This is a genomic window from Priestia veravalensis (assembly GCF_001457055.1).
Classification (GTDB): domain Bacteria; phylum Bacillota; class Bacilli; order Bacillales; family Bacillaceae_H; genus Priestia; species Priestia flexa.
Map to the genome: position 1 here is coordinate 124,156 of NZ_KQ758628.1, position 24,014 is coordinate 148,169.

Sequence of the window (24,014 nt, forward strand, 5' to 3'; positions counted from 1 at the left end):
AGGAGAGAAAAGGAAGTGGTACATTGAAGCTAAATGACATACTCGAAACATTAACTAAGCGAAATCCAAACATTTTAGGCATGGATGAATTTTTACAGTTTGCCGTTTTGGTCCCACTTGTTCAAAAACAAGATGAGCTTCATGTGTTATTCGAAGTAAGGGCCCACCATTTGCGTAGGCAACCTGGTGAGATTTGTTTTCCTGGGGGTAAGATTGAACCAAATGATTCAACACCTCAAGATGCAGCAGTGAGAGAAACGACAGAAGAACTGGGTATTGAAAATAAAGCGGTTGAAAATGTCAAACCATTAGATTATATCGTGTCGCAATTCGGAACTATTATTTATCCGTATATCGGGGTTTTAAAAGATGATTTGCCACTACGTCCAAACCCTTCTGAGGTAGCGGAAATATTTACCGTACCCCTTTCGTTCTTTAAAGAGAATCCACCTGAAGTTCATCATATTCATTTTAAAGTAGAGCCTGATTCAACCTTCCCATTTGATGATATCATTGGAGGAGAAGATTATAATTGGCAAACACGCAAGATGGAAGAGCATTTTTATTATTATGAGAATCGTGTAATCTGGGGTCTAACTGCTAAGATTTTGCATCATTTCACCCAGTTATTAAATAAATAAAACAGGCGGTTACGACCGCCTGTTTTATTATAATGTCTTTAGAGCTTGTTCGATGTTTTTATCGCCTGCTAATAAGTCAAACGATTTTTTGTAAGTTCCTTCTTCTGTAAGGCTAGTAACCACAACCTTGGCTACGTCTTCACGAGGAATTGTTCCGCGCGTTAAGTTTGTGGCAACGTCTACTTTACCCGTACCAGCGTCGTTCGTCAATCCACCTGGTCGAATGATTGTATAGTCTAAACTACTTGCTTCTAGGATTTTGTCAGCATAGTGTTTCGCTACGTAATAAGGCTTTAAATTCTCATTCCAGTTTTCACGATGATGTGCTTGTAGGGCACTTACCATGATAAAACGATTAACTCCTACGTTTTCGGCTGCTTCAATTGATTTGGCTGCTCCGTCTAAATCAATTAGCAACGTTTTATCAGACCCGGTGCTACCTCCTGAACCGGCAGTAAAGACTACCGCATCGCAGCCTTTCATTGCTGCTTCTAATTCTTTTACCGTTCCTTCAAGGCTAGCATAGACCGCTTCAATATTTTCATTTTTTAGTTTCTCAAGCTGTTCTTCCTTACGAACCATTGCGCGTACGGTATATTGTTCATTAGCGTGTAATAGTCTTACAACTTTTTGACCGATTTGTCCATTGGCTCCAATAACTAATACTTTCATATACATTCTCCTTTCAGCTCTATTCTTTCTTTATTATTTCATACGATTCTTATGCACTCAAAAGTTATGCTTTAAACACTTTTAAAGTAAAAAAACAAAATAAATTTCATAAATAAGAAAATAAAATCATTTTAAAACGCTTTTTAACCATAAATTAGAAAAACCATACACCCTTATGACTATTTTTAGTATTTATTTGAATTTTGTTAAAAGCTCTTACATTCTTGAATACCAGGTTTCAGGGTCTAAAATGCTTCTTTTTTTTCTTTAAACTATACGAATAGAGTATATGGGACTATTGAAATTTTACTAATGAATGTTTTTTTGATATTATTCTTTGGGTCACTAATATTTTAGTAATTAAACTATTTTAATTCATTTTTTTCAATAGTTATGTTGAAAACGTAAAGGAGATATAAAGATGAAATCAAATACGATTCAACATCTAGTTGCAGAGAGAGCGATGCTATCGCCAAATAAAGAAGCATTAGTAGAAGGTGAACAACGCTATACGTATGAAATGTTTTCTAATCAAATTAATCGAATTGCAAACTTTTTAGTAAGTCAGAGGGTCACAAAAGGAGATCGAGTTGGGATTTTAGCTCGTACAACCGCTGCTTATCCAACTGTTATGATGGCAATTGTAAAAATTGGAGCTGTTGTAAGCCCGCTTAGTGAAAATATGACACCTTACGAATTAGACCACATTATTGAAAGTGGAAAGTTAAAAGCGCTCCTACATCATCGAGAATTTTCAACGGTTGTGGAAGGGGCTAAAGCAATTGACCAATTGAACTTTACGGTAGTGCTAGAGCGGGAACCTAAGTTTAGTGAACAATTCAATCAATTTTCAGCAGAAGAACCTTCATTTGACTATGAAGTAACTGAAGAAGATACGGCTTTAATGATGTTTACGTCAGGTACAACAGGGAACGCAAAAGGCTGCATGATTTCACATGGTGGCGTTCGAAAATACTTAGAAAGCGGAAGAACAGAGGATTTAATTCATGTTGAAATGCACTATTTATTTGTGCATCCATTCTTCCATATGAGCTCAATGAACTCTATGTTTCACTGCATTAAAAGCGGCGTGACAATGGTTTGTTCAGAAGAGACCGAACCAGCACGGATTTTAGACATTATTGATAAAGAAAATATTACGCTATTATTAGCTTTGCCACCGGCTCTTACGTACTTATTAGAAGAGCTCGAACAAAATCCTCGCGAAAACTTACCGTGGAAGCTAGCTTTATCAGGTGGAACAAAAGTACCTGAATCACTTATTCGTAACTTAGAAAAGCATGGTGTTACGGTAGCACAAGGTTACGGTAGTACAGAAGCTTGGGTGATCAGCGCCTGGGCACCTCAAATGAGCTGGGATAAAGTAAACTCTGTTGGAAAACCAATTGCAGGTGTTGAAGTAAAAGTAGTTAACCCTGAAACAAGAGAGGCAGTTGCAACAGGAAAAATTGGTGAAGTCCTTGTGAAAAGCCCGTACATCTTTAAGGGATACTGGGGGAATGAAGCGGCAACACAAGCTGTGTTACATGACGGCTGGTTATCTATGGGAGATGCAGGGAAGCTTGATGAAGAGGGATTCCTATACATTGATGGTCGCTACAAAGATGTCATTGTATATGGAGGAGACAATATTTATCCAGACCAAGTAGAAGATGTGATTTTAAGCATTGATGATGTGTTGGAAACGGCGTTAGTTGGTATGCCAGATGACTTATATGGAGAAGTTCCTTACGCGTATACGGTGCTAAGAGAAGAATCTAGTGTAACAGAAACAGAGGTTAAAGAATACTGTAAAGAACGATTAACAGCTTATAAGGTTCCTGAAATCGTATTTGTACCTTCTCTTCCTAAAAACAGCGTCGGTAAAATTATGAAGAAAAAAGTAAAAGAGCTAGCTTTAGCTCATGCTTAAAAAATAAACAAAAAAAGCGGTATAATCACCGCTTTTTTTGTTTATTCGCTTAATGTTTTTGAAAGTTTCTGCATAATATGAATGTATTGTGAACGCTCTTCATCTGTCAGATGAGATAAAATACTGAGCCAAAAATCCGTACGCGTTTGCTGTAACGTTTCCACAACGTCTTTTCCTTTTTCAGTTAGCTCAATCCATACGCTGCGACGATTCTTCTTTTTATAAATGCGCGTTACGAGCTGTTCATCTTCGAGTTGATTTAACACAATGGTAATGGCACCTGGGGAAAGGCCCAGTACTTTTGTGATATCGCTAACAATACAGTTTTCTTTATCATAAACAGTTTTTAAGATTGTCTCTTTTGTAGGTGTAAGGTGGTAGGGAAGTAAATCATACTTTTCACCGATCACAGCGTTTCGATACTTCACTAGCGCCTCTTTAATTTGATCAATGCTTTCTAACTGTTCTTTCACATTTTCTTTGTTATACTGCGTCAATCTGTGGAGCCTCCTCTAGATTCATACATTTGTACTAATTATTATAACATGTGTAAAGCTTTTGTATAAATGAAAGACCTTCTCTATTTGTGACAGTTTGATGAAGTCTAGATAGAAAAAAGTTAAATTTAATTTCCAAAATTCGTTAAATTATTATTTATTTCGTGCTATTATGATAGTATCAATAGCGCTTTCAGACAGATGTTTCGTTTCAAAAAGGGGTGTGTAAATGATTCTGGCTTTTCTCAGTCTTTCCTTTTCTTCTTAAAAATATTTAATTTTTGATAGACGAATATTTCTATATTTTTATATAATATAGTGAAACATACATATTTTTAAAAGAAAGACATATTGAGGTAAAGCCGAAATATGGGGGGATCACAATTACATGAAAAAGGTTATAGCAGCACTTTTAGCAAGTGCCACGTTGGTCAGCGGTTATATTGCATTTGATATGTATATGGACCATTCTGCACAACAAGCGGCAGCTACAGCGGCAGAAAAAGAACAAAAAGCTGTAGAGAAAAAAGAAAAAAAAGAGCCGGTTATTAAAGTAGAAGACTTAACGTACCAATTAAAAGATTCTCGTACTGGTGCATTAATGCGAGAATTTAAACCCGTTAATTTTGCTGATAAGGAAGTATATAATAAAGAGATAAAAGCACTTGCCTCCGAGTTAGCAAAAGGAATCGATACACCAATGCAAAGCATGAAGCTAGATGGAAATGGAGCATTAATTGGAGGCTCGAACCGGATTGTTTTAAAAGAAGACGAACTTGTAGCGAGTCTGCAAAATTTAAACACAAATCAATTAGAAATTACGGTTCCAATTTATGAAACACCACCAAACGTTTCTGTGCAAGCAGCAACAGGAGTAAGTGAAGTACCAATTGCTTCTTTCACTACGAAATTTCGCCCTAACGACACGGGGAGAAATCGAAATATCCAGCTCTCTGCTGAAGCTATTAACAACACTATTTTAGGACCTGGTGATTATTTCTCTTATAACAGTGTTGTAGGGCCTCGTACGGTAGAACGCGGTTATCAGCAAGCTCCTGAAATCATCAACAAAGAACTAGTCATGGGGATTGGTGGAGGAATCTGTCAAACATCTTCCACGTTATTTAACGCAGTAGATAAAGCTGGAGTACAAATCGTTGCGCGTTCTCATCATTCAAAAGACGTAGGATATGTTCCTAAAGGAAGAGATGCTACTGTTTCATGGAATGGACCTGATTTTAAATTTATGAACAATAAATCATATCCAATTATTATTAAGACGTATACAAACGTTGCAGGGGGAACGCTAACAGTTGAAGTTCGGACTGCACAGCGCTACCTGTAAACAAAATTAAACAAAACGCCGAAGCGGCTATTCGCTTCGGCGTTTTGTTGCTTATTGAGTAACTTGCTGTTCACGAGCACGGAGCTCAACGCGACGAATTTTACCTGAATTTGTTTTTGGTAAGTCAGATACAAATTCAATTAGTCGAGGATACTTATACGGTGCTGTTAATTGCTTAACATGATTTTGTAAGTCTTTAACTAACGATTCATCAGCAGTTAACGCAGGGTCAGTTAATACAACAAAGGCTTTAACTACGTTACCACGATCCGGATCTGGACTTGCAACTACGGCGCATTCCTTGACAGCAGAGTGCTTAATCAAAGCATCTTCAACTTCAAAAGGTCCAATTGTATAGCCAGAGCTAATAATAATATCATCGCTGCGGCCTTGGAACCAATAGTAATTATCAGCATCTTTAGAAGCTCGGTCACCCGTTAGATAATAATTGCCACAAAACGCTTTTTTCGTACGCTCTTCGTCTTTGTAGTAATGTTTAAAAAGCGAAGGGAGGTCTTTACGAACCGCAATATCTCCAATTTCACCAGGGGCACATGGGTTGCCGTCTTCATCAACAATCTCAATAAATTCTTCAAGCATCGGTTTACCCATTGAACCAACCTTAACGTCTACATTTTTTAATGTTCCAATCAAAAGCGTGTTTTCTGTTTGGCCATATCCATCACGGACTTGAATACCAAAGTGTTGTTTAAACACGCTCATTACTTCTTCATTTAGCGGTTCACCAGCTGATACTGCGCTATGAATATGAGATAAGTCAAAGGAATCTAAGTTTGCTGATTTTGCCATGAAGCGGTATTCTGTCGGCGTGCAGCATAACACATTCACTTGCTCATCTTGTAAAATCGCTAAGTACTTCTCTGGTTCGAATCGGCCGTTATATACAATTCCTGTTGCTCCTTGACCTAAAACTGATAAAAATGGACTCCAAACCCATTTCTGCCAGCCTGGACCTGCTGTTGCCCAAACTATATCACCTTTTTTAATATCTAGCCATTCACGCGCTGCTAAACGTAGATGAGCGTATGCCCATCCGTGTGTATGAACGACGCCTTTTGGATTGCCAGTTGTACCTGACGTGTAAGGAAAAAAGGCCGTATCGTCTCTATGAGTATCAGCGGCTTCAAACTGATCACTCGCTGCATCCATAAGAGGCTCTAAGGATGTCCAAGAGTTCACAGCATCTCCCAAAACAATTTTATGCTTTAGAGAAGAAGGTAAGTCTGTTACTTGGTCTACTTCTTGACAAAATGGAGAATATGAAATAATCGCTTTTGCTTGGGCATGGTGTAAACGATATTGGATATCTTTTGCTCGAAGCATTTCTGAAGAAGGAATAATGACAATACCTGCTTTTAAACATGCTAAGTACATGACATATGAATCAATTAAGCGGGGCATGATGACTAAGACGTGATCGCCTTTTGTTAAACCTAGTTCTGTTAATGAATTTGCGGCTTTATTTGCTCGTTTTAATAGATTATTATATGTAATTTCTTCTCGATGACCATCAGCATCTTGCCATTTGATCGCAAGGTGATCAGATGCGTGTTTTTCAAATTCCTCCGTTAAATTATAGCGTTCTTTTGGAATTAGTTCTTCTAAACGAATCATTGCCACGACTCCTTTTCTATAAAAAAATGTCTATAATGACAGTGCATCATTATAATCTCTATTATAATACTAACTATTAGTAGTTACTACTAATTTGTTTATAGTAACCAAAAAAACATAAAAATTCCCACCCTCAGCTGTGAGAAATGGGAATTTTTATTTGGAGAATAGACTCCACTTCGTATGTATGGGAATTAATTCTTCTTCAGATTCATCCCCTTCATAAAGACCGCGTTCTTTTAAATATTCAACAAAATATAAATCCGCTTCTTTCCGTTCGTCATAAGGCTTAATCGAAAGTACAAATCCTAACTTATGCTGCTCATCATTTTCAATTCCTGAGATATAGGCTCTTATATGGTGCTGTAAAAAGAGCTCCTTCGCAGGGATAATTAGTTCTTTTACAAATTTAGCTAGAAGCTGAAGCTCAAATTCAAAAGTAAACTTTGAAATCTTTTCTAAATCTGCAAAGACAACGCCTATAAAGCTCGTGTTATGTATTTCATAATCCTTTGTTTTTTCATCCCAATCAATATGACCAACTTCTTTTAAGTAATTAATAAAGTAGCCAATACCTTCACGACGCCCAAACGGTTGCTTAGATAACACAAGACCAATCTTTTTATATTTAGGTAAATAAACACAAGATAGAGCGGCTTCAACATTATGCTGTTGAAATAGCTGCGTCACACCTTGTAATAGTGCATCCAATACGTGGTGAGTGATCTTCATCTGTTTACGTGAAAAGTGATATTCATTTGCAAGCAGCTCATTTGTATCTGCGAATGTTGCTCCGATAAAACCAGTATTAGAAAGGGTAGGGGGAAGCGGCTTTTTTCTTTTTCTATTGCTCATCTAACAAACACTCCTTGCAATTGATAAATCGAACATACGTTCTTATTAAATCATACGAGAAAAAGAACGAAAAGTAAAGGGGGGATAAAAATAAAAAGTAGCTATGTCTTACGAAGAAAGCGGGGGAGAGTAAACATAAAAAAACACAAACCAGTTGATTTGTGTTTTGAACATTTATTTTCTATATGGATTTAGCGTACATCTGTTAAAGAAACTAAATCTTCGTCGTCTATATCAATATCTACGTGACAATCCATTGTATGAATTGTTTTATCTTCATGGTTACCATAATAAATTGTAATATTCACAAGTATCGCTCCTTTAAAATCGGATGATTAAGCACCCAACATATGCCGATCTCTATTTGTTATACATTATACCTCAATGTATACAAAACTACAACTGTAAATGTGATAACAGCAAGGTTAGAGATTGAAAACAAAGAAAAAACAGAGGGTTAATTTGTATAAAAATAAATAGAAATGGATATAGTTACAATAAATACGGGTGTTATACAAAATAAAATGAATATTAATCCAATATAGGGATAAAAAATCTTTAAACTCAAAATTTACGTTTACAGGAAACATTATGTAAACTATTTAAGAAACTAATCATATAAAGTCTATGAAGTAACGTTTAGAACAAAATTCAATCACAGTAGATTTATTTTTCTAAACGGAGATTCTGCTATATGTTTATGTAGTTGGCATCTGCAACACCAAATGAAACTGAAGCAATCGAACGTTTGATCAGGAGTTATTTAAGTTAATCATGTATCAAGCTCTATAATATAATTTCAATACAATACATTAGTAAGTTCCTTTTTTGTCTCACTATCTAAAGTTTACTTATTAAATGAGACAAAAAATCTATTATTTATATAACTTCCTATAATGTATATTATGTAAACTAGAAAAATAAAAAAATATAAACATCTTCCCCCTTCATTACATGAATAACCGCCACCTGTGGTTTCAGGTGGCGGTTTGGTTGAGCTATTCGTTAAACTCTAAAATGTTTAGACCCTCAGATACATCTGGCTCTTCAAAGAACTTAGTAACGTGAATAAACGTCTCTATAGTATCGAAAGTTGCTCTTTCAGGTTGTTCGTTACGTCTTTGTGCGATTTGACGTAAACATTGCTCGTTATTTAAGTTGAGGAAAATTAGCTGATGATTTGCGTTGACTTCTGACGCGATACTTAAAAGCCATTTTCGCTGTTTTTGAGTGTTTCCTGGAAAATCCATCACTACATCTGTACCAACACTTAGTATATTTTGGACATGCTTTTTCACTAACGGTTTGAGCTGTGCTGAGAATTTTAGATAGTCATCAAATGATGCGATTTCATTCGGATATAAAGCTGAAAGCCATTCATCCTCGGATAACAGCACCGCATGTTTTTCCGCAGCCAATTGCTTCGATTTAGTTGATTTTCCTGCTCCCATCTTTCCGCAGAAAAAGTATAGATCTCCCAGTTTTTTCATAGTTTATCCCCCAAACCTACTTTAGTAGTTCTTCCTTTGTTTTCATATCAAACTGAGCCAATACAAAGTTTCCTTTCTATAAACAACTGTACACACGTATTGGTTTTCAGTCTAACTGAATTCCGTAAATCTCCAATAGGTTTTTTAATGCCGGTCGTTCATTGCCGCTTCTGCCAACAACATGAGTTGCTGTAATAAGTGAGTTTAAGACCGCTTCCTCAGTGGCTTCACCAGCGGCTCGAAATGCTAAATCGATATCTTCTTCATGAATAGCTGAAATTGAAAGGCAGGAAGACGTTTTATCATGAGGAATTTTATTTGCTGTTGAAAATCCAATGACGACTTCCCCGCTTCCTGTTGTAATAATAGATCCTGTACGTGATAAGCCCGTTACCGTTCGTTTTAAAATGCGATTGAGCTGTCTTTCCGTCACGGGTAAATCAGTAGCAAGAATAACGATTACAGAGCCTTTGTCTGGTATTTCTTCTAAAGAATGCATCGAGTTATAAAGCTGTGAGCCAACTGGCTGTCCGTTTATCGTTAAATCAGGTAATGAACCAAAATTAGTTAAGGTAAGGACACCGATTGTATATAGGCCATGAGTTAATTGGATTTGTCTAGATGACGTTCCGATTCCTCCTTTTAACGAATAGCAAACCATGCCTCTGCCTGCACCGACAGAGCCTTCTTCGACTGTTTCTGAAGTGGTCTCTAAAGCTTTGAGTACGTGCTTTTTCGTCACTGTCTTTGAACGAATATCGTTTAAAATCATATCATTGCATTCACAGACAACAGGATTTATCGTTCCGGTTGTTCGTCCGATTTCTTCGTTCTGTTCTAACATATAATCAATGACCGCATCAGCTGCTGTCCCGATGCTTAGCGTGTTCGTTAAAACGATTGGAGATTCTAACGTTCCTAACTCATTTATTTGAATAGTTCCGATTGTTTTTCCGAATCCATTTATGACGTGACTTGATGCAATGAGCTTTTCGCGGAAAATGTTCCCTTGGTGAGGTAAGATTGCTGTTACTCCTGTTTGCTGTTCACCTTCGCTAATAGTCACATGCCCGACCGTAACGCCTTTAACGTCCGTAATTGCGTTATATGCGCCGGTTTCTAATTTTCCAATCGTTACCCCGTAATCACGTAGCCTTTTTTGTTTCAAGCTCTCTCCCACCTCTGCTTCCTATTTGTTTTCATCAATCAGCTGGATTAATTATGGCTAACACCTGATGGTCCTTCCATTCTCCCCTGATTTTAAGGTTTTTCGTTGCAAGGCCTTCTTGAAGAAATCCTGCTTTTTCCAATACCCGTATCGATCCAACGTTATGAGGCTGAACTTCGGCTTGAATGCGATATAAATTTAATTTAGTAAACGCATAGGTAACAAATAGCTTTGTTGCTTGAGTCATATAACCTTTACCGTTGTAGTCTTTATCTAAAAAGTAGCCGATAATGGCGCTTTGTGATGCTCCTCGCACGATTTTTCTTTTTTCTTACAGTCTAGGGTCCACAGGCTCCATTTCAAGAGCAAGCGTTCCAAGGGCACATTCATGAATTCGCTCGATCGAATCTTTGTTTACAAAGCGCGTAATACCTTCGATACCTAAAGCAAACTCCAGTAGCGCATGCTTTTGCTTTTTACTGGTATTCCGCTGTTTTAAACGATTGAGATTTTCAGGCATTAAATAATCCATTCCGTAGATAATATGGAGGTATTTACGTCCTCTCACCTTGATAGCAGGCTGTAAAAGCTTGCCTTTCTCATTTCTTGCGATAAACGTTTCCGGCTTCACCACAAAACCTTCGTGTCCTTCTTCCGTAATGGATTCCCACCATTCAATCGCTTTGTTCATTGATTTCTCGTCATGTACGACCATAAAGTCTGTTGAAATAAATAAATCCGATAATGAGCTAAACTCAGCGTTTCTTTCCATGTGCCACAGATGCGTTTTGTCAAAGAACGTTTCGCCGCTGTGAGCTAAGACGTGAAACGGGGCAATTTGAATGCCTTCTACTCCGTCAATGTTCCAGCAGTATTTTTGGAAAACTTCGTTGAAAACCTCAGCATTTTTAAGCTTTAGATTGACTTCAGATAGCCACGTTTCAATGCTTTGATTATGCTTTAAAGCTTTTTTCAGCTTTTCACTTAATTTTCTGCGGTCTAATAGTGCAACTTCCGCTACGTGCGCGTATTGAGAGCTAATTAACTCTTTTGCTTTTAAGTTCCACGGCAAAATTTCAGCGTCAAGCAGAACAAAGTCTGTGTTGTATTTAGAGAAATAATTAGAACGCATTAGGTCTTCATTTAAAGTCGATAAAATCTGTTCCTCTACGTCTTTTGCAAAAAAGGAGCGTCCTGTACGCGTATAAATGGTTCCTAGCGTTTCTCTGCCAACGTAATGAACAGCAGTTTCCTTATCTTTGAATAATAGCAGTACGCCGCGACTTCCCATGTGCTTTTTCTCGACGACCATTGTTTGAACATCATTTGACTGATAGTAATCAAACGCTTCTTTTGGGTGCTCAAGATATCCTTCCAGTACTGGAGGCTTTGGTGTGGGGCTCATGGTTGGTGGAATATAAATAAGCTCTTCAATTGGAATCGTGAAGTGAGAAACAGAATCAATTGCTGACTTGGCCGTTCCTTCAAGAACTTTAATATCTCCATACGTGTCAGTTAGTACCGAATAGCCGTTAAGAAAGCGTGCAATATTCGGTGGATCCAACCTTTTTTTCTGCCACTGTGTGAGTGGGTTGTCCTCCGTTCCAGAGTAGTTTTCTTTTGCTTTTACAGAAACAAACTGTTTTTCTGGATACTGAAAAGCCGTCAGCGATCCGCCAAATACGGCCCCTTGATCAATGTTAACAGTATTGTTCACAACAAGCGGCTGAACTTTACAGTCATGTCCCCAAATGATGAGCTCTTTTGTGTGGTGATTTGTATACCAGTCTTTACGTATAGGCTTTCCGTTCTCATAAAATCCTTCAGAATCCCCGTATCGACAAAAGTCTGAGATGTGATAGGATTGCTTTCCGATATATTCATCCTTTATACCCGCATGCGTTACTACAGCTACGCGAACATCATTTTTTGTCAGAATATAATGAGACGGCGCTTCTAGCAAAAAGTCTTTTAGCTCACGTTTTAAGGCTTCCGCTTTTTCAGTTCCGTGTTCTTCCTCATAGCGAGTAAACTCATCCGCAACCTTTTCATCTCCGTGCGTCAACGTGACATTTCTCCCGCCTAACCATCTTGCAATTTTCCAACCGTGGTTGCTGTCAATCATATACGCAAGATTAGCTTCTACATGCCGCTTGAAAAACAGCATGCTATCAAGAGAACGAGGCCCTCGACTCATCACGTCTCCAACGGATAGAAATTTACGTCCGTTTGGATGCGTGTAAAAGCCTTCTTCATTTGGCTCATAGCCAAGACGCTCAAGAAGCTGAATTAGCTCTTCATAGCACGCGTGAATATCACCGATTACGTCTATTCCTGTTCCAACGTCAAGTTCAAGCTTATTTTTGGTGCGAACGACTTCTAATTCACTGATATCTTCTTTTGTTAATACGTACTGTTGACGAAAGCCTTCTCGTTTAATAGAACGCTTGCTTTTAGCAAATACCTGCGCTTGCTGTTTGACTCGCTTTTTACCACGTGGGAATTCTCTGTTTTCATCACGTTCAAGCAACGTTTCAGTAGGTACATCAAGCAAAAGTGCAATGCACGGTATGTGGTTCTTTTTCGCTAAGTCGATATATCTCTTACGGTCGTCTTCATATAGATGCGTTGCGTCGACAATCGTTAATTTCCCCATTTTGGACCTAGTTTCAATGATGTATTCCATTGTTTCAAACGCTTTTTGGGAAATTGTTTGATATTCTTGCAACAACACGTCTGCCTCATCTTTTGGACGGCTTGTCCATTCAATAAAATCTGTATATCCTACTAATAAGCGAAACTGATCAGAGCTCACCGTTTCAGAAGGTTTGACATAGCCTTTTTTTATCCAGGACTCTAGCAACGTTGTTTTGCCGCTATTTGAGGGCCCCATTAAAAGTACAATTCCTGCAGGAGGTAAAAATAATTTCTTCAATTGTCTCCCTCTTTTCGTTCAAACGTACACATTTGTGTCGGTGATCCGTCCTCGTCATTTTCTTCTCCAATGCCTTCAATGGTTATGGAATAAGGAAAATCCTGCGTCCAAGCTTCACACCAGCTTGCAAACTCTCGTCTATTCCATTCAAAGCGATGATCCGCGTGTCTCATTGTTTCATTCATTTGATAAACGGCATTGTATTCTTGATTTGGCGTTGTCACAATCAGTGATTTTGGTTGATAGAACGTAAAGATTGTGTTCATAATGCCAGGCAGTCGTTCTTCATTGATATGCTCAATGACTTCACACAAAATGATGACGTCTGCACCTTGAAGCTGTGCATCATAGTAAAACAACGATCCCCAAACAGAACGAGGCTGAATGAAGTTTGGTTTGGCAGCAGCTTTTTCAAATCGCTCCAATGCTTTTAGCTGTGCAGATTGTGAAGGCTCTACTGCTAAAATTTCACCTATTCCTGGAATGAATCCTAAACGAGTAGCTAGCTTTCCTTCACCTGAACCGAAGTCCACAACGGTTCCTTTAGCAGGAAGAGACTGTACTTTTTTAAGAATTGCCTGATAGCGTAGCTCGTTTAGCGGTGTTTTAGCTTGATCTGTATCATCGTTCTTCTGCTTTTTTTCAGTATTTGTTGCTACGTTCGCTTGTTTAACAAGGTCTTTAAAACGAAGCGACTGCTCGTAGATATAACTTTTCAAGGGGTGAGCATCTAGCCAGCCTTCGCCGTAGCGCTCTATTTTTTCAATTTCTCGCTCATCCAAAAAGTAGTGCTTAAAGTTATCCAAGACTGGAATTAAAATGAACAAATGCTGAAGGGCTTGTTGGACTGTAACTATTCCTTTTAATGTTACGTAACGAGCCGTGCTTCGTGTTTTTAAATCAAACGTATAATCAATGTCTCTTCGCTCTATTTCAACAGCATAGCCCATCGGTTCAAAAAGCTCTTGGATTCGTTGATCTGGTAAATGTGAGGCAATAGGACCGAAGCTAACTTCAAGATCAAAAGCATGATGTACCCACTCGCTATATTCTTCTTTCGGCTTTCCGTTTAAAGCTGTCCCAAGTGCTTTGCGTATGTAGGAACAAAACAAGCTGCTGACCGCAAATTCACGATCGTTGATATAGTGGGTAATATCAAAATGATTGGATCCACTTTTTACAAGTTCAATAGGATCCACATCAACGTAAATAATAAACTCCGCTTCATAGGCTTCAAAAGTTGTAAAAGCTAACCTGACATTCTGTCCTTTTTCCATTCGTTCATAAGGATTGGAAGGGTTTTTTGCAATTAACCGCGATACGTTTTCTGCACCTTCTCCTTTTACTTTCATACTGAGCTGCATACGTTCACCTTCTTTTTAGATAGTACTTTACTCTTCACTCTATAAAGCACCAGAATATAAACAGAAACCAGAACCTAGTTTCTTTAACTAATTATACCTTTTACGCTATTTATTAGGAACTATTAATGAGATAGAAAAAGCTACCAATCTTCATGATTAGTAGCTTTAGAGAATAAAGGTTTAAGATTTTGAAAGAAAATCATTTAAATAGTTTATAACTTCATCTCGATTTCCAGATACTTTTTGATCACGCAACTCATCAAACTTCACTTTTTCAGTCGCTTTTGTTAGGATGGTTTGCTCATGCTCTTTTGGAATGACCACAACGCCGTCAGCGTCACCAACAATGATATCGCCTGGATGAACAGTGGTTCCGCCACATGAAATAGGGACGTTTAGCTCACCTTGCCCTGATTTCCCGCTTGCTGCTACGGCTGTTCCTTTGCAGAAAACAGGAAAGTTTAGCTTCTTTACGCCGACGACATCACGAATGACCCCGTCCACGACGATTCCATTAATACCCAATGTTTGCGCTAATCCAACGATGAAGTCTCCAGCGATTGCTCGATACGTATCTCCTTTTGCATCTACTACTAATACATCACCTGGCTTCGCTTCTTTAATGGCTTTTAAAAATACTAAGTTGTCACCTACAGGCATTTTAACGGTAAAGGCTCTTCCGACAACTTTGTATTCTTCTTTTAATGGCTTGATGGATGAATTAAGATTGTTTAACCCTGTCATTGCGTCTGATATACACGTAGTTGGAATTGTTTTAAATGAATTAATAATACTCATTTTGACCGCTCCTTTTAGTTAACGTTAGGCTAAACGAATTGGAAGCTCCTTTAGACCTCGAATAATAAAGCTTTGTCGCCATTCTAAATCAGACAAATTAGCAACAAGGCCTACGTTTGGGAATTCTTCAAGCAGCACGCGAATCGCAATTTCACCTTCTAATCGGGCTAGTGGCGCACCTAAGCAATAATGAATGCCTTTCCCAAACGCTAAATGAGGGTTTTTCTCTCGTGTAATGTCAAGTTTCTCTGGATGTGAAAATACTTCTGGGTCTCGTCCTGTTGAGGCCAATGACACGATAACGTGATCCCCTTTTTGAACTTGCTGTCCCATAAAGGTAAAGGATTCGCGCGCCCAGCGGTCCGTGCTGAATTCGACTGGACCATTGTATCGTAAAAATTCGTCAATGGCTTTTGAAATTAAGGAAGGGTCGTTTTTTAATAAGGCAAGCTGGTCTGGATGGGTAAGAAGTGCAAGCAATCCGTTTGAAATGAGATTGACAGTCGTTTCATGACCAGCAACGATAAGCAGCATGACAACACCATACAGCTCAGTCGCAGTAAGCTTATCTCCGTCTTCTTCTGCCTGAATTAAATGAGATAGTAGATCATTTTGTGGTGATTGTCGTCTATTGTGAATGAGTTTTTCTAAGTACATCATAAACTCCATCAATACTTCGTCATACTGAGAAGCTTCGTTAATATCGACCAATACGTTTGACCAGCGCTGGAAATCAAGCTGATCTTCTTGTGGAACACCGAGGAGTTCACAAATAACAATAATCGGAATCGGAAATGCATATGTTTCAATAAAATCAACCGTTTCATGTTCTTTCATTCTTTTAGCTTGCTCACGCGCAATTTCTTCAATGCGTCCGCTTAAGCTCATAATTTTTTTAGGAGTAAAGCCACTTTGGACAAGGCTGCGGAGACGACGATGATTGGGTGGGTCTGCAAAAAGCATCGTTTGAGAAATCGGCGGTACGTTTTCATCCGTCATTTCGCCAGGAAATACGGTGCGCATATCTTTGATGAAGCGCTCGTCTTTTAGCACAGCTTCGGCAGCTTCATATGTAAAAGCCATCCAAGAATCAGGAGCTTCTGTATAAAGCTTTACCTTTGCAAACGGTTCATGCAGACGAATTTGTTCATAGTATTCGTAAGGGTTTTGGTGGAACTTCTGTGAAAATAAATCAAGTGACTTAATATTCATATGGTATCCTCTCCTGTTATCTACTTTTTGAACGAAAAAGCCAGGTCTCATATAAAAACAGGAATCGCTTTCATCAATCTGGATGGCCTATCTGTTGATTCCTTCTTTCATTGTATGCGCATTGATTTGGAACATCAAGGAAAGTGATGTTTCATATATAAAGTTTACATAATAAAATTAAAGTGAACTATATACTCACCAAATAAAAAAAGACGAGCCATGAATGTACTCGCCTTTCAACATACAAAGCTAGCAATTGATTCTAAATGCACTTTTAAGTTCCTTTGCAATTTCATTCATACAATCTTCTGCTTGCGGATAATCTCCAATCTTATCTATAAAAGCGTGGTCCATTCCTTTATACTGAATCATTTTTGTTTTAACCCCAGATCGTGCAAGCTTTCTAGCATACGCTTCGGCTTGTAAGCGGAGATAGTCATATTCAGCATTAATAATAAGAGTTTCTGGAAGACCATTTAAATCATCGGCTAATAAAGGAGATACGCGTATATCAGTAACATCCGCTCCCTGTAGATACAGCTTATTGAGCATTGAGCTAGAGCCAGCTAATGCTAGAATAACTCCTTTAATTAGCTCATGATGATGAAAAACTTCATATTCATTTATGTCCCATCTATGATCTTCTGTATCAATTCGCCCAGGATTCACAACAGGATAAATAAGCGCTTGATACTTTATTCGATTTGTTCCTTGCTGGGAATCAAGTAAACTGCAAACTGCAGCTAAGTTGCCACCGGCGCTATCACCACAAACTGCTAGTTGCTCTTTATTTATTCCGAGTTTTTCAGCATTTTCATACACCCATTTCACCGCAGTTAGACAATCCTCTAAGCCAGCGGGAAATGGATGTTCAGGAGCTAAACGGTAATCGACAGAAACAACCGCTGCGTGCGCTTTTTCAGCTAGTGCTTTACAAGGGTTTTCAACCGTTTTTAAGCTTCCTCCAATAAACCCTCCTCCGTGAAAAAACACGACTGCTGGTAAGAGCTCATTTGATATAGGACGATAGATGCGTACAGGAATATCATGCTCTTTGCTCGGAATGCTGAGTAACTCTGTTGTAATTTCTGTAGTTGTAACGTCTCTATTAAGCCAGCCCATGCTAGCGCGAATGGCTGCAATTGAAACATTCGCAGGTTCTGTTTGTTCTTCCTCTGAATGATTTGTATAACTGCTGATTACTTTTAAAACACGTGGATCTAAATCTCCAGCTATATGTAAATCTGGTATATGTTTAATTACGCTACGTATGCCCTCGACTTCTTTTGTTTCCGCTGATGTTTCCAAGATACCGAGAAGCTTGTCATACTCTTTTGGTTGAAGCATCACTAACCACCACATCCGTTTTTATGTCTTACTAGTATTCTAGCAAGATACAATTTTTTGTAATCGCTTTCTTTTTGTTTTTTTAGTTATAGCCAGTCTTTGCCGTACTTACGAATGAATGCAATATCTTCTTGATAATGATTAAAGTGACCGTAATCAATCATTTGTTGAAAAACAGCATCACCTTCTTTCTTATACACAATAACTGAATCAATAGAAACTTCATGAGTAGTAACATCCAGGCTGCACATAATAGGCATTGTTTGGTTAGCGTTTATGTATAGTGTGCCTAATACGATAGATCCCTTTAAATCTGATGTAAAGTTATCCGTGGCAGCAGGCGTAACCCATGTCTCATCTTGGTGTTCGTTCTCTTCTTCATCTAGGGCCCACTGCCAGATTTTATAGTCCTTTAAATCGTCAATTGTTAATTCATCAATCGGTTTACTATTCATTTTTTATCACCCCACTTTATAGTTTAAAGTAATTATAAAGATTAAGCTCTTCTCATTTTATAGAAAGGAGCTGTTTTATGTAAAAAAGCTTTAAGAATAAATGGTTTCCCACTCGCTTAAATACATTCGTCCGACGATATTAGTGGGGTTTGGAATTTTGCAGATAAACTCTAGGCTATTTCCATCGGGGTCATAAAAATGAATCTTTGCATGGGCTATGCCATCATGGGCCATTACAAACGGTTCATGAGGCATAAAGCCAAATGCTTCTCTGGGAGCTATCTGCCTTTCTTTTAACCATGATACTGATGACCTCAAACTTTCCAACGTTACGTGAAAAGCAACGTGGCGGATAGAAGGATGGTAGTCTAATTCTACTTGTTGCGTTTCCCATAAACCAAGCCAACTTTCTCCTTTCTTTAACCAAAAAAAAGCTAGATGATGATCATGAATATGAGAAAGTTCTAATCCTAACTTCTTATAAAATGCAATCGAACGTTTTAAGTCTTTTACAGGTAAATGCGCTTCATATAAACCTTTAATCAATTCATACACCTCTTTCTATAAGTATCATCATAGCGAAAACCTTAATCAATGACATCAGATGATAGATGGAGGTGTTCTACAACTTTAGATGTAGAATGCTTTTGAAGCTACTCAACCATTTTTGTATTAACATAGCCGAGTAATACCAAGTATCCAATAATTAAAATGGGAAAAAGTATTTGAACATCTGGGTGAGAAATAAAAGCGCCTCCCAACATCATCATGCCCATAATGAAGTTATAAGCCCCTACGAGCCTTGCAAGTTTATCTTTATCTCGTACACGCTGCTGGTTATAGCCTGATAGCAGCCAAGTTTGTTTTTTGACACCAATGAAATAAGCTAAAACAAATAAAATAGCAGCGATAATAATAAAATGTTGATTCATTGCAATCTCCCCCCTATAAGTTATCTTCTTTTAGCGATAGCAGGAACAATATAAAAAGCAAAGTAAAACGTCATGTAGAAAGTTTATTAGTCGAATATGAAGCTTTTAGTTCATTTAATGAATCTTCGCTGATATCACAAGCAACAACATGAGCTCTTTCACTTAAACATGATGTGACAATTTCTTTTCCTATCCCAGCTCCTGCCCCCGTTACAATTACATGTACTTTTGACAACATTAAACCGACACTCCTTTTTAATAAAATACCATTCTCAAATTCTACCAGATTATGTTCATTCTTCAACAACCGTAATAGGAAAAATATAGTTTTTAAATCTGAAACTTTCGAAAAGTAATTTCCTAGTACAAGTAGAGGTGAATTAAGTATGGATACTTTTTGGGGGATTTTGATCGTTCTAGCATTACTTGCGCTGTCTCTTGGAATAGCAGCTTGGGGAGTTCTTAGGATTATGAAATTAACAAAAAATAAGTAAAGAGCTCCACACCTAAGTGTAGAGCTCTTTACTTATTGATAGTCTTTAAAGAATTTCAACGATTCATCGATGATGATTTGCTGATCGTTATCTAATGTCGCCACGTGGTAGCTATTTTCAAGCGTTATAGCTTTCTTCTCAGCTGAGCTGATGTTTTCAGTTATATATGTGCTATTTAGCGGTGGAACAACGTGATCTTCTGTGGATACAAAAATCAGGGTCGGGCAAGTAATTTTGGGTAAATCATTTTTAACAATTCCAAGCAGCTTATATAGTTCTTTAAGTGACGCGACAGGCGTTTTGTCATAGCCGATTTCATCTGCGTTTTCTTTTTTTACATCAGATCCAGCTGAATCAAGAAAACGAGTATGAGGATCTGCTTCGAATGCCTGTGGATTTAAAGCAGGAATGTCAATAGCTGCGTTTATTGATACAATTCCTTTAATTTCGGGATGATTTTCTGCCATATAAAGCGTCAGTGTGCCTCCCATTGATAAACCGACCACAAAGATGGTATGGCAGCGCTCTTTTAACCATGCATAGCCTTCTTCTACCGATTGAATCCACTCTTGATAAGTTGACGTTTCCATATCTTCGTAGTGCGTGCCGTGTCCTTTTAAACGGGGACCACAAACCGTATAGCCAGCTTTATGGTAAGCTTCCCCCAAAGGCTTCACACTGTGTGTAGTACCTGTAAAACCGTGCGATACTAAAATACCAATTTCGTTTCCTTCAAAGTAAAACGGCTCTGCGCCTTCTATTATTGGATATTTTGTCATAAAAATCCCTCCCGCTTTTAGTTTACCAAAAACCATTTGTAAACCGTTACATTTTTGCATTGAAAAAGGAAGCATTTCTGCTTCCTTTACGTTATACCATCACTTTACACACGTTGTTTGTAAATTCAATCGGATCTTCAAGCGGTAAACCTTCAATAAGAAGAGCTTGGTTGTAGAGAAGATTTGTGTAAAGCTCTGCTTTTTCTTTATCCTGCTCAAACGCTATTTTTAACGCTTGGAACACGTTATGACTTGGGTTGATTTCTAAAATCTTGTCAGCTTGTACTTGCTGATTATTTGGCATTGCTTTTAAGATTTTTTCCATCTCAATTGTTACGTCACCTTCAGTTGATAAGCAAACAGGATGAGTTTTTAGACGTTTAGATAATCGAACGTCTTTCACTTTTGTTGCTAACATTTCTTTCATATACGTAAGAAGGTCTTTGCTGTCAGCTTCTTCTTCTTTTGCGCTTTCTTTTTCATCTGCTTCAATTCCTAAGTCACCGCTTGAAACAGATTTAAATTCTTTATCTTCATAAGACATCAGCATCTTAATCGCAAATTCATCCACTTCATCGGTAAAGTAAAGAATCTCATAGCCTTTATCAAGAACCATCTCTGTTTGTGGCATTTTTGAGATGCGGTCATACGATTCACCAGATGCGTAGTAAATATACTTTTGGTCTTCAGGCATACGTTCAATATATTCTTTAAGCGTTACAAGCGTTTGCTCTTTTGATGAATAGAACAATAGTAAATCTTTTAGCGTATCTTTATTTGCACCAAAGTCGCTGTACACGCCGTATTTTAGCTGGCGACCAAATGTACCAAAGAACGTTTCATACTTTTCACGATCATCTTTTAAAAGGGATTTCAACTGACTCGTAATCTTATTTTTAATGTTTTTCGCAATCAGTTTTAGCTGACGATCATGCTGCAGCATTTCACGTGAAATGTTGAGCGATAAGTCTTCTGAATCAACAAGACCCTTCACAAAGCTGTAGTAGTCTGGAAGAAGGTCCGCGCATTTGTTCATGATTAATACGCCGCTTGAATAAAGTTCTAGGCCTTTTTCATATTCAGGAGAATAGTAATCAAACGGCATTGTTTCTGGAATATATAAGATAGCGTTGTAGCGCACCATTCCATCCACGCTAATGTGAATGTGCTTCAGCGGTTTGTCAAAACCATAGCGCTTTTCTTGATAAAATGCGTCGTAATCCTCATCCGTTAGCTCACTTTTATTTTTACGCCAAATTGGCACCATGCTGTTAATGACTTGTTCTTCCGTTACCTGTTCAAACTCAGAATCGCTGCCTTCTTTTGGTTTGCTCTCAGTAACGTCCATTTTAATTGGGTAGCGAATAAAGTCTGAATACTTTTTAACAATAGCTTTTAAGCGATACTCTTCTAAATACTCATCATACTGATCTTCTTCCGTATTTTCTTTAATCTTTAAGACGATTTCTGTACCAACTTCGGCTTTTTTACAAGGCTCAATCGTATAGCCGTCTGCTCCTTTTGAATTCCAGCGGTAAGCAGTATCGCTTCCAAGTGCTTTTGACGTCACGGTTACTTCATCAGCAACCATAAATGCTGAGTAAAAACCAACGCCAAATTGACCGATAATATCGTGTCCATCTTTTGCTTCATTTTCAGCTTTAAACGCCAAAGAGCCGCTTTTCGCAATTGTGCCAAGGTTGTTTTCCAACTCTTCCTGCGTCATGCCAATACCTGTATCTGTAATGGTAAGCGTACGTTTTTCTTTATCTGCCGTTACTTTAATAAAGTAGCGATCTTTTTCAAATGATAGTGATTCATCTGTTAACGCTTTGTAATAGATTTTATCAATCGCATCACTTGCGTTTGAAATGAGCTCGCGTAAGAAAATTTCTTTTTGAGAATAAATCGAATGAATCATCATGTCGAGCAGTCGTTTTGATTCAGCTTTAAATTCTTTCTTTGTCATAAAAAATCTCCTTCCCGTTGTATGAATATGTAGTGATTAGCACTCTTTTGTCCGGAGTGCTAATCACTATTTAATTATCATATTTTTGATAAATATGTCAATAGATTTTATTGAAAAGAACACCGTAGTTTAAATAAGGATTCTATTATGTAATCTGATATTTCCAATAACATCAAAAACAGCATTTAGGCGTCTAAATGCTGTTTTTGATGTTAAATTGCTTGCTTAATTTGTAAGTTGCGCTCGAGCTTTTTCTTCACGCGCTGCAGGGCATTATCAATTGACTTTACATGCGTCTGTAGCTCGTTAGAAATCTCTAAATAAGATTTCCCCTCTAAGTGAAGGTTTAGTACATTTCGTTCTAATTCGCTTAATAATTCAGAAATTTTCAGCTGCATATCAAGTGATTTTTCACGGTTAATCAGCATCATTTCAGGGTTTGTACGATTTTCTTCTGATAGTAAATCTAAAAGTGTATAGTTTGATTCATCATCCGAAAGCGGCTTGTCCAACGACACGGATGAGTTAAGCGGTCCGTGTTTTTGACGAGTCGCTGTTTTAATAGCTGTTAAGATCTGCCTTGTGATGCAGAGCTCTGCAAAACTTCGGAATGAACTCGTTTTATCTTCTTTAAAATCACGAATGGCTTTATATAAGCCAATCATGCCTTCTTGAATAAGGTCTTCTCGCTCAGCACCAATGAGAAAATAAGGACGTGCTTTTGCTCGTACAAAATTACGATAGCGATTAATCAAGTGATTGAGCGACTCATCATCGCCTGTGTGTGCTAATTCGACTAGTGTCATGTCTTCTAGTATTTCGTAGTTTCTCATCATCTTTAACTCAATGTGAATACTCATTTATATCCCCCCGTTGACCTCTATTGAATGTTGATGTAGATTGCTATTTTCTGCTTTTCTTTCAAGGGTCCATAATGGCAAAGTGACATAAAACGTAGTGTCCGTTTATTAGAATGAATACTGTTTAGTTTGAAAAACCAATGCACATATCAATTAACGGTGACGTCAAACTTATTCCCTTGAATGCCTCTCCCTGGATATTAGTATACAGACTCTTTTTTGAAAACGTTGTCGAAATGTGAAAGTGTTTACAAAAAATTCTAATATATTTATCTGAAAATTTAAACTTTTGTTAGCGAGCTCTGTCGAATCGCCTTATGTAGCTAAAAAACGACTGCTTATAAAGGATTGTTTTGAACCCATCGACAAAAGAGGTTACAGGCATCCCCAGCGTTTTTAACATTCCCTAAAAAAATGCCGAATGTTTCATGAATGTTTCCTTTTTTCTTCATTTCGTCTGACAGTAAATCAGTCCCTTGAAAAAACACATCCATTGTTCCATTTTTTCGTTCCAAAGCAATGCCTTCTAAATACGCTGTGTTCTCGTCTTGCCAGCTGTCTACGTGCAAGTGATTACCCGTGTAGTTTTCATGATTAAAGTAAAAAAGGTTCATCATACATTCTCCTAATCTT

At 37.8% G+C, this 24,014-nt stretch carries 22 protein-coding genes and 1 pseudogene; 3 read left to right on the forward strand and 20 right to left on the reverse strand.

Annotated features, from left to right (window positions below):
• The first annotated feature begins 23 nt into the window (after positions 1 to 23).
• Entirely contained in the window at positions 24 to 641 is a 618-nt protein-coding gene (locus AS180_RS02600) for an NUDIX hydrolase (protein WP_025911052.1), read from the forward strand.
• A gap of 27 nt (positions 642 to 668) precedes the next feature.
• Here AS180_RS02600 and AS180_RS02605 read toward each other — a convergent pair whose 3' ends face one another.
• Positions 669 to 1,313, reverse strand: a complete 645-nt coding sequence (locus AS180_RS02605; protein ID WP_025911050.1) for an SDR family oxidoreductase — start codon at positions 1,311 to 1,313, stop codon at positions 669 to 671.
• 421 nt (positions 1,314 to 1,734) lie between these two features.
• Here AS180_RS02605 and AS180_RS02610 point away from each other — a divergent pair, with 421 nt between their 5' ends.
• A complete protein-coding gene (locus AS180_RS02610; protein WP_062686316.1) occupies positions 1,735 to 3,246 on the forward strand; it encodes a class I adenylate-forming enzyme family protein in 1,512 nt (503 codons plus the stop codon).
• A gap of 41 nt (positions 3,247 to 3,287) precedes the next feature.
• Here the strand turns inward: AS180_RS02610 and AS180_RS02615 are convergent, their stop codons facing one another.
• On the reverse strand, positions 3,288 to 3,743 hold the full coding sequence (locus tag AS180_RS02615) for a MarR family winged helix-turn-helix transcriptional regulator (RefSeq protein WP_025911047.1): 456 nt from the start codon (positions 3,741 to 3,743) through the stop codon (positions 3,288 to 3,290).
• 388 nt (positions 3,744 to 4,131) lie between these two features.
• On the opposite strand from AS180_RS02615, the gene AS180_RS02620 reads away from it, so the two are divergent.
• Positions 4,132 to 5,088: a VanW family protein gene (locus AS180_RS02620; RefSeq protein ID WP_025911045.1), complete on the forward strand. Its 957-nt coding sequence runs from the start codon at positions 4,132 to 4,134 to the stop codon at positions 5,086 to 5,088.
• Between the two features lie 51 nt (positions 5,089 to 5,139).
• Here the strand turns inward: AS180_RS02620 and mbcS are convergent, their stop codons facing one another.
• The 18 genes and pseudogenes from mbcS to AS180_RS02705 form a co-directional block, all read right to left on the reverse strand.
• On the reverse strand, positions 5,140 to 6,723 hold the full coding sequence (gene mbcS / locus AS180_RS02625) for an acyl-CoA synthetase MbcS (RefSeq protein ID WP_082636340.1): 1,584 nt from the start codon (positions 6,721 to 6,723) through the stop codon (positions 5,140 to 5,142).
• A 156-nt stretch (positions 6,724 to 6,879) separates the two neighbouring features.
• Positions 6,880 to 7,578 carry a hypothetical protein gene (locus AS180_RS02630; RefSeq protein ID WP_025911041.1) on the reverse strand — a complete coding sequence of 233 codons (699 nt, stop codon included), beginning with the start codon at positions 7,576 to 7,578 and terminating at the stop codon, positions 6,880 to 6,882.
• Positions 7,579 to 8,576: 998 nt separating this feature from the next.
• Positions 8,577 to 9,068, reverse strand: a complete 492-nt coding sequence (locus AS180_RS02635; RefSeq protein ID WP_025911039.1) for a P-loop nucleotide/nucleoside kinase family protein — start codon at positions 9,066 to 9,068, stop codon at positions 8,577 to 8,579.
• A gap of 106 nt (positions 9,069 to 9,174) precedes the next feature.
• Positions 9,175 to 10,236 (reverse strand): DmpA family aminopeptidase, encoded by a 1,062-nt coding sequence (locus tag AS180_RS02640; RefSeq protein ID WP_025911037.1) that lies wholly within the window; start codon positions 10,234 to 10,236, stop codon positions 9,175 to 9,177.
• Between the two features lie 34 nt (positions 10,237 to 10,270).
• Positions 10,271 to 10,558, reverse strand: a pseudogene (locus AS180_RS02645) (GNAT family N-acetyltransferase); the annotation flags it as partial.
• 9 nt (positions 10,559 to 10,567) lie between these two features.
• Positions 10,568 to 13,171 (reverse strand): polynucleotide kinase-phosphatase, encoded by a 2,604-nt coding sequence (locus AS180_RS02650; RefSeq protein WP_082636342.1) that lies wholly within the window; start codon positions 13,169 to 13,171, stop codon positions 10,568 to 10,570.
• Positions 13,168 to 14,535 (reverse strand): 3' terminal RNA ribose 2'-O-methyltransferase Hen1, encoded by a 1,368-nt coding sequence (locus tag AS180_RS02655; protein ID WP_062686320.1) that lies wholly within the window; start codon positions 14,533 to 14,535, stop codon positions 13,168 to 13,170. The genes AS180_RS02650 and AS180_RS02655 overlap by 4 nt, the downstream gene beginning before the upstream one ends.
• Positions 14,536 to 14,715: 180 nt before the next feature.
• On the reverse strand, positions 14,716 to 15,333 hold the full coding sequence (locus AS180_RS02660) for an RraA family protein (protein WP_025911031.1): 618 nt from the start codon (positions 15,331 to 15,333) through the stop codon (positions 14,716 to 14,718).
• 24 nt (positions 15,334 to 15,357) lie between these two features.
• Entirely contained in the window at positions 15,358 to 16,545 is a 1,188-nt protein-coding gene (locus AS180_RS02665; RefSeq protein WP_025911028.1) for a cytochrome P450 family protein, read from the reverse strand.
• 249 nt (positions 16,546 to 16,794) lie between these two features.
• On the reverse strand, positions 16,795 to 17,892 hold the full coding sequence (locus AS180_RS02670) for an alpha/beta hydrolase (RefSeq protein WP_025911027.1): 1,098 nt from the start codon (positions 17,890 to 17,892) through the stop codon (positions 16,795 to 16,797).
• Between the two features lie 86 nt (positions 17,893 to 17,978).
• The gene (locus AS180_RS02675; protein ID WP_025911025.1) at positions 17,979 to 18,347 is read right to left on the reverse strand and encodes a hypothetical protein; all 369 of its coding nucleotides are present in this window, start codon (positions 18,345 to 18,347) and stop codon (positions 17,979 to 17,981) included.
• A 90-nt stretch (positions 18,348 to 18,437) separates the two neighbouring features.
• Complete coding sequence (locus AS180_RS02680; protein ID WP_035321179.1) at positions 18,438 to 18,893, reverse strand: VOC family protein; 456 nt, start codon at positions 18,891 to 18,893, stop codon at positions 18,438 to 18,440.
• A gap of 107 nt (positions 18,894 to 19,000) precedes the next feature.
• Positions 19,001 to 19,279 carry a DUF3784 domain-containing protein gene (locus AS180_RS02685; protein WP_025911024.1) on the reverse strand — a complete coding sequence of 93 codons (279 nt, stop codon included), beginning with the start codon at positions 19,277 to 19,279 and terminating at the stop codon, positions 19,001 to 19,003.
• A 70-nt stretch (positions 19,280 to 19,349) separates the two neighbouring features.
• On the reverse strand, positions 19,350 to 19,517 hold the full coding sequence (locus tag AS180_RS21390; RefSeq protein WP_081801899.1) for an SDR family NAD(P)-dependent oxidoreductase: 168 nt from the start codon (positions 19,515 to 19,517) through the stop codon (positions 19,350 to 19,352).
• Positions 19,518 to 19,805: 288 nt separating this feature from the next.
• Complete coding sequence (locus AS180_RS02690; protein ID WP_035321197.1) at positions 19,806 to 20,552, reverse strand: alpha/beta hydrolase; 747 nt, start codon at positions 20,550 to 20,552, stop codon at positions 19,806 to 19,808.
• A gap of 91 nt (positions 20,553 to 20,643) precedes the next feature.
• Complete coding sequence (htpG, locus tag AS180_RS02695) at positions 20,644 to 22,521, reverse strand: molecular chaperone HtpG (protein ID WP_025911019.1); 1,878 nt, start codon at positions 22,519 to 22,521, stop codon at positions 20,644 to 20,646.
• Positions 22,522 to 22,733: 212 nt separating this feature from the next.
• Positions 22,734 to 23,381, reverse strand: coding sequence for an RNA polymerase sporulation sigma factor SigH (gene sigH / locus AS180_RS02700; RefSeq protein WP_025911017.1), 648 nt, complete (start codon positions 23,379 to 23,381; stop codon positions 22,734 to 22,736).
• A gap of 338 nt (positions 23,382 to 23,719) precedes the next feature.
• Positions 23,720 to 23,998 (reverse strand): hypothetical protein, encoded by a 279-nt coding sequence (locus AS180_RS02705; RefSeq protein WP_138116989.1) that lies wholly within the window; start codon positions 23,996 to 23,998, stop codon positions 23,720 to 23,722.
• Between the last annotated feature and the right edge of the window lie 16 nt (positions 23,999 to 24,014).

Bases quoted from the DNA above. Each gene is read 5' to 3' on its own strand.
- sigH (WP_025911017.1), bottom strand. From the start codon at position 23,381: ATGAGTATTCACATTGAGTTAAAGATGATGAGAAACTACGAAATACTA.
- AS180_RS02635 (WP_025911039.1), bottom strand. From the start codon at position 9,068: ATGAAAAAACTGGGAGATCTATACTTTTTCTGCGGAAAGATGGGAGCA.
- AS180_RS02685 (WP_025911024.1), bottom strand. From the start codon at position 19,279: ATGAATCAACATTTTATTATTATCGCTGCTATTTTATTTGTTTTAGCT.
- AS180_RS02655 (WP_062686320.1), bottom strand. From the start codon at position 14,535: ATGCAGCTCAGTATGAAAGTAAAAGGAGAAGGTGCAGAAAACGTATCG.
- AS180_RS02660 (WP_025911031.1), bottom strand. From the start codon at position 15,333: ATGAGTATTATTAATTCATTTAAAACAATTCCAACTACGTGTATATCA.
- AS180_RS02690 (WP_035321197.1), bottom strand. From the start codon at position 20,552: ATGACAAAATATCCAATAATAGAAGGCGCAGAGCCGTTTTACTTTGAA.
- htpG (WP_025911019.1), bottom strand. From the start codon at position 22,521: ATGACAAAGAAAGAATTTAAAGCTGAATCAAAACGACTGCTCGACATG.
- AS180_RS02675 (WP_025911025.1), bottom strand. From the start codon at position 18,347: ATGAATAGTAAACCGATTGATGAATTAACAATTGACGATTTAAAGGAC.
- AS180_RS02665 (WP_025911028.1), bottom strand. From the start codon at position 16,545: ATGAATATTAAGTCACTTGATTTATTTTCACAGAAGTTCCACCAAAAC.
- mbcS (WP_082636340.1), bottom strand. From the start codon at position 6,723: ATGATTCGTTTAGAAGAACTAATTCCAAAAGAACGCTATAATTTAACG.
- AS180_RS02670 (WP_025911027.1), bottom strand. From the start codon at position 17,892: ATGCTTCAACCAAAAGAGTATGACAAGCTTCTCGGTATCTTGGAAACA.
- AS180_RS02610 (WP_062686316.1), top strand. From the start codon at position 1,735: ATGAAATCAAATACGATTCAACATCTAGTTGCAGAGAGAGCGATGCTA.
- AS180_RS02630 (WP_025911041.1), bottom strand. From the start codon at position 7,578: ATGAGCAATAGAAAAAGAAAAAAGCCGCTTCCCCCTACCCTTTCTAAT.
- AS180_RS02620 (WP_025911045.1), top strand. From the start codon at position 4,132: ATGAAAAAGGTTATAGCAGCACTTTTAGCAAGTGCCACGTTGGTCAGC.
- AS180_RS02605 (WP_025911050.1), bottom strand. From the start codon at position 1,313: ATGAAAGTATTAGTTATTGGAGCCAATGGACAAATCGGTCAAAAAGTT.
- AS180_RS21390 (WP_081801899.1), bottom strand. From the start codon at position 19,517: ATGTTGTCAAAAGTACATGTAATTGTAACGGGGGCAGGAGCTGGGATA.
- AS180_RS02705 (WP_138116989.1), bottom strand. From the start codon at position 23,998: ATGATGAACCTTTTTTACTTTAATCATGAAAACTACACGGGTAATCAC.